The following is a 12,184-nucleotide window of genomic DNA, read 5'->3' as shown; positions in this document are numbered from 1 at the left end:
TGACACGAGTCGGGAGACGCAGTCAGATGTCGGCGAAAGCGGCGCGATCGGTCTATTGGAATAAGCAGCGGCCCTGACGCATCAGCTGTACGCCGGCGGCCAGGCGTTGACAGTCGCTGTTATAGGTTTGGTAATTGCAGCCGCAGACCGGTCTGTAGATGCGAGGGCAGGCCCGCGGCTTGACCCGGCAAACGCCCCTTAGGACGAACCCCTGGCCACAATGGTCGGCCGGGAGGTCGCAGAACAGGCCGAAATTGCAGGTGTTGCCGTTAAGGCCGCCGCACAAATAACCTGGACCGACCGCACCGGCGCTGCCGGGGAGCATGGTCGCGAGGCTTAGGGCGAAAGTGATTGCAATGAACAGACCCTTTTTCATGATACCTCAGGCGCAAATGGATGGATCAACAGCTTTAGGTTTAGCATGGTGCTGTCCTGGTTCAATTCATTTCGCCGTTCGCTCGTGACGGCGTCGAACCGCGGCTTCACGCCGAGGCGATCTGCCGGGCTGTCTCGATCAGCACCTCGAACGTTTCACCAGGCGCCAAATTCACCATGTCGTGGGCGCAGGCGACGGTGCGCACGGTCCAGGCGGGATCACCGCGCAGACGCTCGTACTGCGCCGTAAACGGTGTCGCACTCCAACCGGTCGCGTAGACGAAGACGCGGGGCAGCTCGGGATGAGGGCGCGTCAGACGAAGCCGCTGCACGAAAGTGCCGAGCGGATGCGGCCGGCACCGGCGATCGACCCCGTCGCGCGGCAGCACCGTGAGCCCGTCATGTCCGGCCTGCGCGATCACCAGCCGTCGATAGTCGTCCCCGGCAAGATCCCACCAGGCCTGACCATCGTCCGGCGCGAACGCATCCAGGTAGATCAGCGCGGCAAGCCGCTCCGGCGCGCGATCCGCGACTCCCGAGGCCACCATGCCGCCATAGCTGTGCGCGCAGAGGATGACACCTGAGAGATCTTTGACCGCCAACAACTCCAGTACGTCAGCGATATGCGTCTCGAGGTTGATGCGCGCGCCCAGGGCAGGCGTCTCCTCGAGCCCGCTCAGGGTGATCGCATGGGCTGCATGACCGGCCTGGCAGAGACGCGCCGCGAGCGGGGCATACCACCAGCCGCCGCGCCAGCCGCCGGGAATGAGGACAAAAGTCGCCATGGTGATCCTCCGCGATGTGATGTCGAAGCGTGTCTCGATCAGCTCTCGCCTTGCAGGCTATCAGCCTTGTCAAGCCCCCGCCTGGGCTCGCTGGCCCCCCCGCTGCGGACCAGCCGCATGGGCGCCATCCGCAGTCCGGCAGCTTTCTTTTCCGCAAAAAGGGCTTAGAACGGCTCTATCGCCGGGTGCCTCGGACAGGCGTTTTCCGGCCCTTCAACCCACGAGTCTTCCATGAACGCGCCCACCGCTTTCCCCGACCAGTCCAAGCCCGTCCCGCCCTACAAGCACACGCCGCTGTTTCCGCTCGGGCCGGACACCACGCCCTACAAGAAGATCACGGCCGAGGGCGTGCGGGTCGAGAAGGTCTTGGGCCGCGACATGCTGGTGGTGTCGCGCGACGCGTTGCGGACGCTGTCCGAGGCCGCGTTCGGCGAGATCAACCACTTCCTGCGCCCCGGCCATCTGAAGCAGCTGCGCAGCATCCTGGAGGATCCGGAGGCCAGCCCGAACGACAAGTTCGTCGCGCTCGACTTCCTGAAGAATGCCAACATCTCCGCCGGCGGCGTGCTGCCGATGTGCCAGGATACCGGCACCGCGATCATCATGGGCAAGAAGGGCTGCAACGTCATCACCGACGGCAACGACGAGGCCGCGCTGAGCGAAGGCGCGCGCGACGCATACTTGCGCCGGAACCTGCGCTACTCGCAGGTCGCGCCGTTGTCGATGTATGAAGAGAAGAACACCGCCAACAACATGCCGGCGCAGACCGAGATCTACGCCGAGGGCGAGGACGCCTACAAGTTCATGTTCATGGCCAAGGGCGGCGGCTCGGCCAACAAGAGCTTCCTGTTCCAGGCGACGCCCTCGGTGCTGACCAAGGACCGGCTGCTGGCGTTCCTGAAGGAGAAGATCCTGACGCTCGGCACCGCCGCGTGCCCGCCTTATCATTTGGCGATCGTGATCGGCGGCACCTCGGCTGAATTGTGCATGAAGACGGTGAAGCTCGCCTCCGCCCGTTATCTCGACGCGCTGCCGACGCAGGGCTCCCCGGACGGCAACGCCTTCCGCGATCTCGAGATGGAGCAGGAAATCCACAAGATGACGCAGTCGCTCGGCGTCGGCGCGCAGTTCGGCGGCAAGTATTTCTGCCATGACGTCCGCGTCATCCGCATGCCGCGTCACGGCGCGAGCTTGCCGATCGGTCTCGGCGTGTCCTGCTCGGCCGACCGCCAGGTGCTCGGCAAGATCACCAAGGACGGCGTCTATCTCGAGGAGCTCGAGCATCATCCGGCGCAGTATTTGCCGGAGGTCGAGCAGGCGCTCGGCGGCGAGGTCGTCAAGATCGACCTCAACCAGCCGATGAAGGACATCCTCGCCACTCTGTCGAAGAACCCGATCAAGACGCGGTTGTCCCTGACCGGCACCATGATCGTGGCGCGCGATGCCGCCCATGCCAAGCTGCGCGAGCGCCTCGACCGTGGCGAGCCGCTGCCGGACTACTTCAAGAACCATCCGGTGTATTACGCCGGTCCGGCCAAGACTCCGGATGGCTACGCCTCCGGCGCGTTCGGCCCGACCACCGCGGGCCGCATGGATTCCTTCGTTGACCAGTTCCAGGCGGCCGGCGGCTCGATGGTGATGGTCGCCAAGGGCAACCGTGCGCCGGCGGTGCGCGAGGCCTGCAAGAAGCACGGCGGCTTCTATCTCGGCTCGATCGGCGGTGCCGCGGCGAACCTCGCCGAGCACTGCATCAAGAAGGTCGAGGTCGTCGAATATCCCGAGCTCGGCATGGAAGCCATCTGGCGCATCGAGGTGGTGGACTTCCCCGCCTTCATCATCATCGACGACAAGGGCAACGACTTCTTCAAGGAGCTGAACCTCGGCTGAGGTGAGGCGGGCGTGATGTTTGTTGCGGCGGCCGGGAGCGATCCCGGCCGTTGGTGTATGGGGGAGGCCCATCTCGCCTGAGTGCGTAGCGTGGCAACCGAATTCGCACGCCGACGGTGCGCTCCCCTCCCCCTTGCGGGGAGGGGTTGGGGGGTGGGGGTCCACGAGTCGCGCTCTATCTGATGGGCGAGGAAACGCAGCGAGATGCGACCTCGCTCTCTCGATAGTTTGGTGGTTGATGTGTATGCGCGCCCATAGCGTTCAGCGCCCGGAGACCCCCACCGCCGACCCCTCCCCGCAAGGGGGAGGGGAGCTCACTGCTGTTGTGGGGCCAGCTCGGCTCCGACTACCGTGGGGCTCAGCGTGCGTTCGTGGCAAGAGGAGCACGATGCTGAACGAAGCAACTGGTAGTCTGATGTAATGCACGCCAACCGCATCATCGGTCTCGACGGCTTCTCCCGCGGCTGGGTCGCGGTGTCGATTGCAGGCGACCGGCGCGACATCGCCTTTCCCGCCGACGTTTCGACGGCACTATCGGCTCCTTTTACCCGCGCCGCGATCGACATCCCCATCGGCATGACCGACGACGGCAACAGAACCTGCGACAAGCTCGCGCGCGACAAACTCGCGCCGCATCGCTCGCGCGTGTTCACCGGCGCGCGGCGCTGGCTGTGGGGGAACTACAAGGACCCAGATGAGGCCAATATCGAGGCCTCACGGCGCGGGCAGAAGCGCGCCTCGCGCCAGCTCTGGCATCTCGGCCGCAAGATCATGGAGATTGACGCCTTCGTGCGCGCGCATCTCGATCGCGATATTCGCGAGGTGCATCCCGAGCTAGTGTTCCTGCGCCTCCACGGCGCGCCGTTGCCGTCAAAGAAGACGGAACATGGCGCCAGGCTGCGGCGCGACGTGTTAGTTTCTGCAGGCTTCGCCGCCATCGACGACTGGATGACCCGCGCCCGCATCGGCACCGGTGCCAAGCCCGACGACGTCCTCGACGCCTGCGCGGTCGCGCTGGCCGCTCGCGACTGCGCGGGCTGCGTACCGGAAGAAGCTGCGCCGCGCGACGCGCATGGCGTGCCGATGCAGATCTGGTTTTGAGGCGCGGCCCGGCCAAGTTTGTCCCACATCTGCTTCAGCGCGGAGGGCTGGCGTACATGGGGTAAGCGATCAACGGACGGGTTTCCGCTTATCCCTGCATAGGGCTAGGCCGTCGAGTTTCGAGATGCTGCTAGCGGAAATCGCGTGCGTTGAGCGGGTGCTTGTGGTTGGGCACCGGGCCGAATTCGCTGCGTGGTGCAAGAGGGAGCGTCTTTGTTGAGCACTGAACCATGTTCGTGCTGAGATTCAGGTCGCAGTCGTCATAATCCAACGTCACCCGCCGCTTGCAGCTGTTCTTCAGGCTGTACCAGTTGACCCCAGGAGCTTTCGGCCACGCCTTCTCTACCACGCACTGGCTTGGATCTGATTGTGGGGCCGAACTGACTGTCCGCGGCGGTCGAACTACGCTTGATGGTGGCTCGGCAACGGGCTTGGTAATGGGAGTTGCTGCCGGATTCGGCTGCGTTCTGTCCACGCCGAGAATGTCAGCGGTCACATTCTTCGCTGCAGAGCCAAGATCCCGGGAACGAGCGTTTGCCGGTACCGCTCCGATGCGGACAGCGGTGGCGGCGCCGCCATTCGTGGACATGGACTTTCCGTCCGGCTCGAGCGTGTAGTTCCATGTCCCCGCGCTGTTCGTATAGGTCAATACGTTTCCCGAGCAGGTCCACGTACCCTGGACACAAGCCGGGTGTTCGCTGCACAATGCTCTGCCGTCAGGGAGTAGCGTACCTCTGTTGCCACTGCCTGAGTGTCGCCAGTCACCGATAAACTTGGCTGCGCAACTCGATTGCGGAGCGGCCTCTGCCGCGGCGGTACCGGAAAGTAGTACCGAAAGAAGTAAGAGATATCTCATTGTAGTTCCAATGAAGCAGGTTGGACTATGATTACCCAATTCCTAGCTCGAATGTGAGTTAGGTGATCCAATCAGATTCCGATCGCGACCGCAACGATGACCGCTTGAGCCATTTCGGCAGCCGTAGCGATGGATATAGGAAGTCCCCGCCTCACGGTTGATGGCTTCGATGCCTGCCAGGGGTCGAAATACAAACAAGTGCGCGCACTCTCCCGCTGGCCGGACCTCAATGAGGGGGCGCGGCTTCCCTGACGGGCCATAGGCCAATGTTCGATCCGATTCCAAGGGGGATGTTCTAAAAAAAATAAATCGCTTGTGATTTTTCCGAAATCGTGATTTTATCCCGCCATCCCGCCTCACTGCGGAGGGGCGTTGCGCGCGATCGTCACGACACGCGAGGCGGGGAGGCGATGGCCGCGATGGAGCCGCAGCGTGTCTTCGGATACGCGGACGAACGGCTTGGCGCGGACGCGAAGTCGCAGCGTCCTGACACCCCGAAGCTGGTGTCACGTTCGTGCGGTGCTGAGCGCATCGCGCGGATCATGGTGGCCAACAAGCCGGCGCACCAGGGAGACTGCGTATAAGCGTGAAGCCATCGCGCAGGGAAGGCCGGGCGTTTCTCGGCTGCACCTGTGGTACCTGCCGCCTGCATTTTTTCTCGCAGGCGGGCCGCAGGCGTCAGCCGACGCCTGGCCTTCCCTGCGCCCTCTGCATTTTGAAGAGGGACATGTCGATGCATCCCTCGGGCGATGTTCGCTGCGAGGCTGCGTTCGCGTGTCCGGGCTGTTTGAGATGTGAAGCGGAACGAGCCGGACAAACGCTGCCGTAGGGTGGGCAAAGCGTCCGCCCGCGGGGCGGGTGCGTGCCCACCGTCGATTGGCGCACTGCGGAGCTAATGGTGGGCACGGCGCGCGTGGGGCCGCCACGAAGCGGCGGCGGCGTGGCGTGCCTTTACCCACCCTTCAGAACGGTGATCAGGCCCGCGCGCCGGTGAACGGGAAGCTGCCCATGAAGCCGATGCCCATCTCGCCGGAGATGGTGTCGCCGGCGACCTTGCCCTTGAAGTCGAGCGTCAGCGGCATCGGGCTGGTGATGGAGACCTTCCAGGCGACGTCGTCGCCGTTGACGGTGCCGTCGAAGATCTCGGCGGAATCGCCCTCCGCGGCCTGGGTCCCCGTCAGCGTCGCGCCCGAGCTCTTCACGCTCAGCGTCGCGCTGCGCTCGCCCATCGGCGTATTCAAGGTCAGATTCCAGTTGCCGTCCACAGCCATCGATCGTTCTCCTGGCGTTGCCATCCCGCACCCCGAAGCACTGTTCGAGGAAGCCTCGGGGCGCCCCTATAGCGCATCTTTGCTGATAAGCCCAATACGGCGATCGGTTGCGTCACGCGCGCGCGGCCCGCAACCGGTTGGCGACCACGAAGCGGAAGGCGACGAACTGCAGTGCAAAAGCCGCGACCTTGGCGCCGCCCGCGACCACGGTGATGTAGAGCACCCACAGCTTGATGTCGCCGGTCATGGCGACCGCGATGGTGCCGAGACCGAGCGCGAACATCAGCGCCGCCCAGGCGAAGCCGGCGACGTTGACGTATTCCGGAATGGTCTCCGCCACGATCGGCGGAACGTAGCGCAGCATCCAGCCGCGCTTGAGCATGATGAGGCCGATGGCGAAATGGCCGATCGCAGGCTTGGCGAACATGAAGCGCGGGTCGTTGGTCAGCAGCGTGACGCCGCCGAGCACGATGACGAGGCCGACGCTGGCATAGGCCATGAAGCTGAGGCTCACGCCCCTGACGCGGGCGTAGACCACCTGGACCACCGCGACGGCGACCGCGGCGGCCGTGGCCAGCACGACGTTATCGGTAGCGATATACAGGATGAAGAAGACCGCAGCCGACAGGAAGTCGGCCGTCAGTTTGGCAAACACGTCCTTCACGCACGTCTCCCTGGGGCACACCCCGTCACGAATCCTGGCCGGACATTGCGGCCGCAGTCTGTGCGGCGATGTCTTTCGTCTTACGATACTCAGGATACCAGCGCGTGAAATAAAGTGCACTGTTGCGTGCGGCAAAGGCGATGGCGAGGCCGGTCCAATAGGGCAGGCCGGGGACGTAGAGCGTCATCAGGTTGCCGACCATCATCAGCAGCGCCGACAGCGTCCAGGCGCCGGTGATGACGTAATTGGCGCGCAGAAAGCCGGGAATCGCCACGGTTTCCGGCGGGACCGCCTCGAGCGCATATTGCAGCGTGAACGGAGTGCGCAGCAGCATCGAGCCGAGCGACAGCGCGAAAATGCCGCAGTCGACCGCGAGGCGCACCGCCGAGGCGCTCAGCGTCGGGTCGATGAGGCTGAGGTAGGCGGCTACGCTTGCGAACACGATCGCCGAGCCCAGGCCGAGGATCTTGATCGAACGTCCCTTGGCGACGTCGAGCGCAATCACGGCCAGGCACATCACCGTGGCTACGGCCAGGCTGAGCGTGGCCGAGACCACCATCATCAGCGCAGCGTAGACGCCGTAGGGCGCAAGGATAAGGAAGATCGTCATGGCGTTGGTCTGGTCAATCTTTACACTGCCAAGATTGATAGGGCGCGGACGGCGCCGCGTCAAGCAAATCTTGACAGTGTCAAAATTTCGTGAGATCGCGAATTAATCCAGGCTGATCAATGGTTTGTATTTTCGCTGCCGACCCAATTGCCGTGGAAGCCATCGGGCACGCGGTGTCCGAGATGCACCAGGGCCACGGGACCGCCGCCGATGTCGGTGGCGTTGAAGACGGCGAGGTCGCTGGTGTTGGAGCCGGCGCGCCAGACCACGGTCAGCAGCCAGCCGTCGCCCTCGGCGGCATCGCGGCTGCGCGGCACGAATACCGGCTCGGACAGGGTGTCGCCGGCGGGCAGCAGATGCGTCGCCTGGCGCGTGCCGGCGCCGTCGACATGGGCGAGGCCGGACAGCGCGCCGAACAGCGGCCCGTCCGGATTGGCGCATGCGTACCAGCCATGATGGCTCTTGAGCCCGGCGCGGCGGTCGTCGATGCGGGGGAATTCGCCGGTGAGGTCGTCGAGATAGGTTTGCGTGAAGCGGTCGGTGCTGCCGGCGAGGTCGAAGCTCCAGCGGCACAGCCGCGCGACCGACTTTGCCGGATCGGTCGGGCGCCCGTCGGGATGCGGAAACAGCGGCGCTTCCTCGAACTGCATGACGTCGGCGACGATGCGGCTGCCGTCCTCCCAGGCGTTCATGATGTGGAAGACGTAGCAGGCGTCACCGCGAAACCAGACGATGTCCTTGATGTCGCCGCTGCGCTTCATCACACCGACATAGGCGCCCTTGTCGGGCTCCCAGGCATAAGGCGGCTTGCCGGACATTGCGCGCTCGATGCTGCCGGTGAGCGGCAGGATTGGAAACAGCACGTGGTTGGCCGTGACGATGAAGTCGTGCACCATGCTGGCATAGGGCGCCTCGAAACGATCGATGCGCGTCAGTTTGCCGGCCGCATCGACCGTGCCGTAGGACAGCGCCGGCGTCAGCGGACCGGCGGCGTTGTAGCCGAAGAGCAGCAATTCGCCGGTGACCGGATCGGTCTTCGGATGCGCGGTGAAGGCGCCGCGCAGGCGGCCGCCGAAATCGTGGTAGCCGCGGGTGGCGAGCGTGCCCGGCTCGATCTCGGTCGGCAGATGCGCCTCTTCGAGCGCGAGCAGGCGGCCGGCATGGGCGATGATGTTGGTGTTGGCGACGCCGCCATCGGTGACGTCGGCGGGCGCGTCCGCCAGCCGGCGGCCGAAGCCGCCGAACAGGGCGTGGCCGGCCTTGCGCTCTGCCTCGAATTTCGGCGTGCGGATCCAGCGGTTGCGATAGGACGCGCGGCCGTTCTCGAGATGGAAGGCGTGCAGCATGCCGTCGCCGACGAACCAGTGCGAGCCGGGCGAAGCGAATTGCGGGTTGGGGCCATTGCGATAGAGCGTGCCGTTCAGCTCACGCGGCAGCTCGCCGGTGATTGCGAGGAACGGCGCGTCGCATTCGAACGGGATCGGCGCGAGATTGCTGCGCTCCTTCCGAGTCTGCCGGGCGGTCGTCGGCGTAGCGTCGCTCATGGTCGTTCCTCCACTTTATCTTTACGTTGTAAAGATAAAGCTAGCGGGCGAACATGGCGGGGTCAAGCCAAATCTTTACGCTGTCAAAATTGCTTGTATAAGGAGGCTCATGACGAGCAAGACTGAAAAGGTCCGGGCGCAGCCTCGACGCATCGCGACATCGGCGGCACGGGCGCGGGTGCGGCGGGCGGCCGGCACTGCGGGCGAGGCGGCGACGCCCTATCATCACGGCGCTCTGCGTGATGCGCTGCTGGAGGCGGCCGAGCGCGTGCTGGAGCGCGACGGGCTCGCCGGACTCACCTTGCGCGCAGTGGCGCGCGAGGCCGGCGTGTCGCATGCGGCGCCGACGCATCATTTCAAGGATCTCACCGGCCTCGTCAGCGAGCTCGCCGCGATCGGCTTCACGCGCTTCAACGCCGCGATGAAGGCGGCGGGCGAGCAGCCGGGCACGCCGATCGAGCGCGCGATGGCGCGCGCCCGCGCCTATGTCGCCTATGCGCAGGCCAATCCCGGCATGTACGGGCTGATGTTCCGCACCGAGCGGCTCGACTATTCGCGGCCGTCGCTGCACGAGGCGGCCGAGGCTTCGTTCGCCGGGCTGGCGGGCTCGGTGGCCGCACGCAGCGAAGGCCAGGTCGGCAACGAGGAGCTGTCGCTCGATCAGGCCGCCGCGATCGCTCGCGCCTGGTCGCTGGTGCACGGCTACACGATGCTGCTGCTCGACGGCCGTCTCGCCGACATCCTGCGCCGCTCGCCTGCTGGCACCAACGCCGAATCGCTGCTCGAGGCGATGCTGAAGGCCACCGTGTCGAAGCTGCCGCCTGGCGCGCAAGTCGCGGGATGAGGACCAGGAATGCGGGAGAAAGCGGCTTGCGGCCCGCGCAAACTGGGGACGGCTCGAAACGGCGGCCGGAAACACCTGACAGCGTCGCCAAATTATCCTAGAACGGCGGCCTCGCGAGGTTCATCTCTTCTCATCGATCATGCCTGTCATCCCGCCGACCAAACCCTATCGCATCGGCCGCTCCAAGACGGGGCTCGGCCTGTTCGCAACCCAGCCGATCAAGAAGGGCACCAAGATCGTCCGCTATTTCGGTCCGCTGCTGGATTCGAAGAAGGCGGACGAGGACGCGATCGAGAACAAATATCTGTTCGAGCTCGACAAGCGCTGGACCATCGACGGCTCGGTCCGTGAGAACGTCGCCCGCTACATCAATCATTCCTGCAAGCCGAACGCCGAGTCCGACGTCAAGCCGCGCAAGAAGAAGATCTTCATCCGGGCCATCAAGAACATCGAGCCGGGCGAGGAGATCAACTACGACTACGGCACCGACTACTTCAAAGCCTATCTGAAGCCGATCGGCTGCAAATGCGACGCCTGCGAGAAGAAGCGGGCGAAGCAGAAGGCTGAGGCGCGTGCCGAGCGGACGCGGGTGAAGGCGAAGGCCGAGAAGAAGGCGAAGAAGAAGGCTGAGAAGCCCGTCAAGGACAAGGCCAAGCAGCGGCCCAAGGCCAGAGCCAAATCGGGCGGCGAGGCTGCTCGCGGCAAGGCCAAGACCCGGCGCCCGGCTGCCGGCAATCGCGGCAAGACCAGATCCACCCCGGCGAAGACCCTGACCAGCCGCGCCAAGGCGGCCTGAGCCGATCAGCTCGTTTTCGAGATTTCTCAGGACGGCTTGCCGAAGGCCAGCGTCGTCCAGGTGACGCCGGCAGCCCGGTTCTCTGCGCCGAGCGACTCGCCATGCCGGTTGAGCTGGAGCGTCAGCCCGAGCTGCCGCGCCGGCTCAACGATCGTCTCGGCCGCGATCTCGAACATCCGGCGGCCCGGCGGCACCGGACCATGCCGCAACGTCATGATCAGCATTCCGCCGGGAGCAATCCGCGCCGCGATGTTGGGAAGCGCGCGTCGCCGCTGCTCCTCATCGAGATGCATCAGGACGGCGGTCAGCATCACGAGGTCGAACTGCTCATTACGAGCGGCCAGTGTGGCGAGCTCCGGAAGGCTGTCGTCGGTCCAGGTGATCGCAGGTGAGACATGCAGCCGCGTGGCGCCGACGCGCAGCGCATCGGTCGGCTCGATGGCAACCACCTGATGTCCGAGGCCTGCAAACCACGCGGCGTCGCGCCCCGTGCCCGCTCCAATGTCGAGCACGCGTGCGGGCGTATTCGGCAGCAGATGAAGCACGGCGGCATGAACCTGTTCCGACGGGATGCTCTCGTACCGCGCGAAGAGACTGTCGGCTTCGGCGGCGTAGCCTTCCGTTCCGCTCACCTGCGGCGGCATCGCTGCGATCTCCTGTCGGTCGCCGATTATGCCGAAGGTGCATTCGCCGCGCATGTCAAATATCGGTTGGGGCGGGAGCGCCGGCCCGCGCGAGCACGATGGCCGGCGCTCATCACCGATCGGCGTCACACCGCTACGGTGCCGGCACTGCGGCGCAAGCCGATATATTGCAGCTCGGCGAAGACGCCGGTGCCCACCGCCTGGGCCGCGACGAAGATCTCGCCGAGCGCGTTCGGCGTGACGAGGCCCGAGAACAGGAGCGCGATGCTGCCGACCGTCCACGCCGCATTGCCGGCGATGACCAGAAGGATCAGCGGCCTTGGCGCCATCGGCCGCGCGCCCAGCCAGCCGACGAAGGCCGCGTAGACGATCAGGAACAGACCGGTCTCGCGCAGCAGCGCGTCGGGCAGTTGCAGCAGCGCCGCCAGCGGCGAGGCGCCGAATGTGAGCGCGAGCCCGGCAATGCCGCTGAAGGCGGCATCGGCGAGCAGGGCGCGGCGGAGCAGGGCGGACGAGGTGATCATGTCGGGTCTCCTTTGGTTGGGGGGAGGGCGGTTCAGCGGAACCAGGCCAGGAGCTGACGGCGCAGGCGCGCCGGGCGCAGCGAGCGTGCTGCCCTTGTCTCGATGGCATAGACCTGCGCGAAGACGAGGCTGCCCGTGACGTGCAGCAGCGGCTCCGGCAGGTTGAGCGAGCGCGCCAGCAGCGATGTCGCGAGACCCGCCAGCCAGTGGCCGACTGCGGTGAAGGGAAAGGTCTCGGGATTGCGCTGCCTGCTCATCGTCATCTCTCCTGTGGTGAGGACGA

General features: G+C 65.3%; 14 protein-coding genes. 4 read left to right on the top strand and 10 right to left on the bottom strand.

Annotated features, from left to right (window positions below):
• Nucleotides 1-52: 52 nt before the first annotated feature.
• Nucleotides 53-376: a hypothetical protein gene (locus QW881_RS21785; protein ID WP_316159041.1), complete on the bottom strand. Its 324-nt coding sequence runs from the start codon at nt 374-376 to the stop codon at nt 53-55.
• 106 nt (nt 377-482) lie between these two features.
• On the bottom strand, nt 483-1,160 hold the full coding sequence (locus QW881_RS21780) for an alpha/beta hydrolase (RefSeq protein ID WP_315756545.1): 678 nt from the start codon (nt 1,158-1,160) through the stop codon (nt 483-485).
• A 231-nt stretch (nt 1,161-1,391) separates the two neighbouring features.
• Between QW881_RS21780 and QW881_RS21775 the strand changes: the two genes are divergently transcribed.
• Both QW881_RS21775 and QW881_RS21770 read left to right on the top strand, forming a co-directional pair.
• Nucleotides 1,392-3,047 (top strand): fumarate hydratase, encoded by a 1,656-nt coding sequence (locus QW881_RS21775; RefSeq protein ID WP_315756544.1) that lies wholly within the window; start codon nt 1,392-1,394, stop codon nt 3,045-3,047.
• A gap of 420 nt (nt 3,048-3,467) precedes the next feature.
• Nucleotides 3,468-4,148 carry a DUF429 domain-containing protein gene (locus QW881_RS21770; protein ID WP_315756543.1) on the top strand — a complete coding sequence of 227 codons (681 nt, stop codon included), beginning with the start codon at nt 3,468-3,470 and terminating at the stop codon, nt 4,146-4,148.
• 130 nt (nt 4,149-4,278) lie between these two features.
• On the opposite strand, the gene QW881_RS21765 is transcribed toward QW881_RS21770, so the two are convergent.
• The 5 genes from QW881_RS21765 to QW881_RS21745 all read right to left on the bottom strand — a co-directional run bounded on the left by QW881_RS21765 (nt 4,279) and on the right by QW881_RS21745 (nt 9,093).
• Entirely contained in the window at nt 4,279-4,797 is a 519-nt protein-coding gene (locus QW881_RS21765) for a hypothetical protein (protein ID WP_315756542.1), read from the bottom strand.
• Nucleotides 4,798-5,978: 1,181 nt separating this feature from the next.
• Nucleotides 5,979-6,275: a hypothetical protein gene (locus tag QW881_RS21760; protein WP_315739925.1), complete on the bottom strand. Its 297-nt coding sequence runs from the start codon at nt 6,273-6,275 to the stop codon at nt 5,979-5,981.
• 112 nt (nt 6,276-6,387) lie between these two features.
• Nucleotides 6,388-6,939 carry a septation protein IspZ gene (locus QW881_RS21755; RefSeq protein WP_315739924.1) on the bottom strand — a complete coding sequence of 184 codons (552 nt, stop codon included), beginning with the start codon at nt 6,937-6,939 and terminating at the stop codon, nt 6,388-6,390.
• Between the two features lie 25 nt (nt 6,940-6,964).
• Nucleotides 6,965-7,549 (bottom strand): hypothetical protein, encoded by a 585-nt coding sequence (locus QW881_RS21750; RefSeq protein WP_316159037.1) that lies wholly within the window; start codon nt 7,547-7,549, stop codon nt 6,965-6,967.
• Between the two features lie 116 nt (nt 7,550-7,665).
• Entirely contained in the window at nt 7,666-9,093 is a 1,428-nt protein-coding gene (locus tag QW881_RS21745) for a carotenoid oxygenase family protein (protein WP_316159036.1), read from the bottom strand.
• A gap of 109 nt (nt 9,094-9,202) precedes the next feature.
• Here QW881_RS21745 and QW881_RS21740 point away from each other — a divergent pair, with 109 nt between their 5' ends.
• Nucleotides 9,203-9,937 carry a TetR/AcrR family transcriptional regulator gene (locus QW881_RS21740; RefSeq protein ID WP_315777518.1) on the top strand — a complete coding sequence of 245 codons (735 nt, stop codon included), beginning with the start codon at nt 9,203-9,205 and terminating at the stop codon, nt 9,935-9,937.
• Between the two features lie 139 nt (nt 9,938-10,076).
• Entirely contained in the window at nt 10,077-10,733 is a 657-nt protein-coding gene (locus tag QW881_RS21735; protein ID WP_315756537.1) for an SET domain-containing protein, read from the top strand.
• A 26-nt stretch (nt 10,734-10,759) separates the two neighbouring features.
• On the opposite strand, the gene QW881_RS21730 is transcribed toward QW881_RS21735, so the two are convergent.
• The 3 genes from QW881_RS21730 to QW881_RS21720 form a co-directional block, all read right to left on the bottom strand.
• Entirely contained in the window at nt 10,760-11,377 is a 618-nt protein-coding gene (locus QW881_RS21730) for a class I SAM-dependent methyltransferase (protein WP_316159035.1), read from the bottom strand.
• A gap of 125 nt (nt 11,378-11,502) precedes the next feature.
• Complete coding sequence (locus QW881_RS21725; protein ID WP_315756536.1) at nt 11,503-11,901, bottom strand: hypothetical protein; 399 nt, start codon at nt 11,899-11,901, stop codon at nt 11,503-11,505.
• 32 nt (nt 11,902-11,933) lie between these two features.
• Nucleotides 11,934-12,158, bottom strand: a complete 225-nt coding sequence (locus tag QW881_RS21720) for a hypothetical protein (protein WP_315739917.1) — start codon at nt 12,156-12,158, stop codon at nt 11,934-11,936.
• Nucleotides 12,159-12,184 lie beyond the last annotated feature (26 nt).

It is taken from the genome of Bradyrhizobium sp. SZCCHNS3016 (assembly GCF_032484535.1).
Classification (GTDB): domain Bacteria; phylum Pseudomonadota; class Alphaproteobacteria; order Rhizobiales; family Xanthobacteraceae; genus Bradyrhizobium.
Note: the sequence above shows the minus strand (reverse complement) of the source record. Positions and strands in the feature narration are given on the sequence as shown.

Bases quoted from the DNA above. Each gene is read 5' to 3' on its own strand.
- QW881_RS21760 (WP_315739925.1), bottom strand. From the start codon at position 6,275: ATGGCTGTGGACGGCAACTGGAATCTGACCTTGAATACGCCGATGGGC.
- QW881_RS21725 (WP_315756536.1), bottom strand. From the start codon at position 11,901: ATGATCACCTCGTCCGCCCTGCTCCGCCGCGCCCTGCTCGCCGATGCC.
- QW881_RS21720 (WP_315739917.1), bottom strand. From the start codon at position 12,158: ATGAGCAGGCAGCGCAATCCCGAGACCTTTCCCTTCACCGCAGTCGGC.
- QW881_RS21750 (WP_316159037.1), bottom strand. From the start codon at position 7,549: ATGACGATCTTCCTTATCCTTGCGCCCTACGGCGTCTACGCTGCGCTG.
- QW881_RS21730 (WP_316159035.1), bottom strand. From the start codon at position 11,377: ATGCCGCCGCAGGTGAGCGGAACGGAAGGCTACGCCGCCGAAGCCGAC.
- QW881_RS21770 (WP_315756543.1), top strand. From the start codon at position 3,468: ATGCACGCCAACCGCATCATCGGTCTCGACGGCTTCTCCCGCGGCTGG.
- QW881_RS21780 (WP_315756545.1), bottom strand. From the start codon at position 1,160: ATGGCGACTTTTGTCCTCATTCCCGGCGGCTGGCGCGGCGGCTGGTGG.
- QW881_RS21775 (WP_315756544.1), top strand. From the start codon at position 1,392: ATGAACGCGCCCACCGCTTTCCCCGACCAGTCCAAGCCCGTCCCGCCC.
- QW881_RS21740 (WP_315777518.1), top strand. From the start codon at position 9,203: ATGACGAGCAAGACTGAAAAGGTCCGGGCGCAGCCTCGACGCATCGCG.
- QW881_RS21785 (WP_316159041.1), bottom strand. From the start codon at position 376: ATGAAAAAGGGTCTGTTCATTGCAATCACTTTCGCCCTAAGCCTCGCG.
- QW881_RS21745 (WP_316159036.1), bottom strand. From the start codon at position 9,093: ATGAGCGACGCTACGCCGACGACCGCCCGGCAGACTCGGAAGGAGCGC.
- QW881_RS21735 (WP_315756537.1), top strand. From the start codon at position 10,077: ATGCCTGTCATCCCGCCGACCAAACCCTATCGCATCGGCCGCTCCAAG.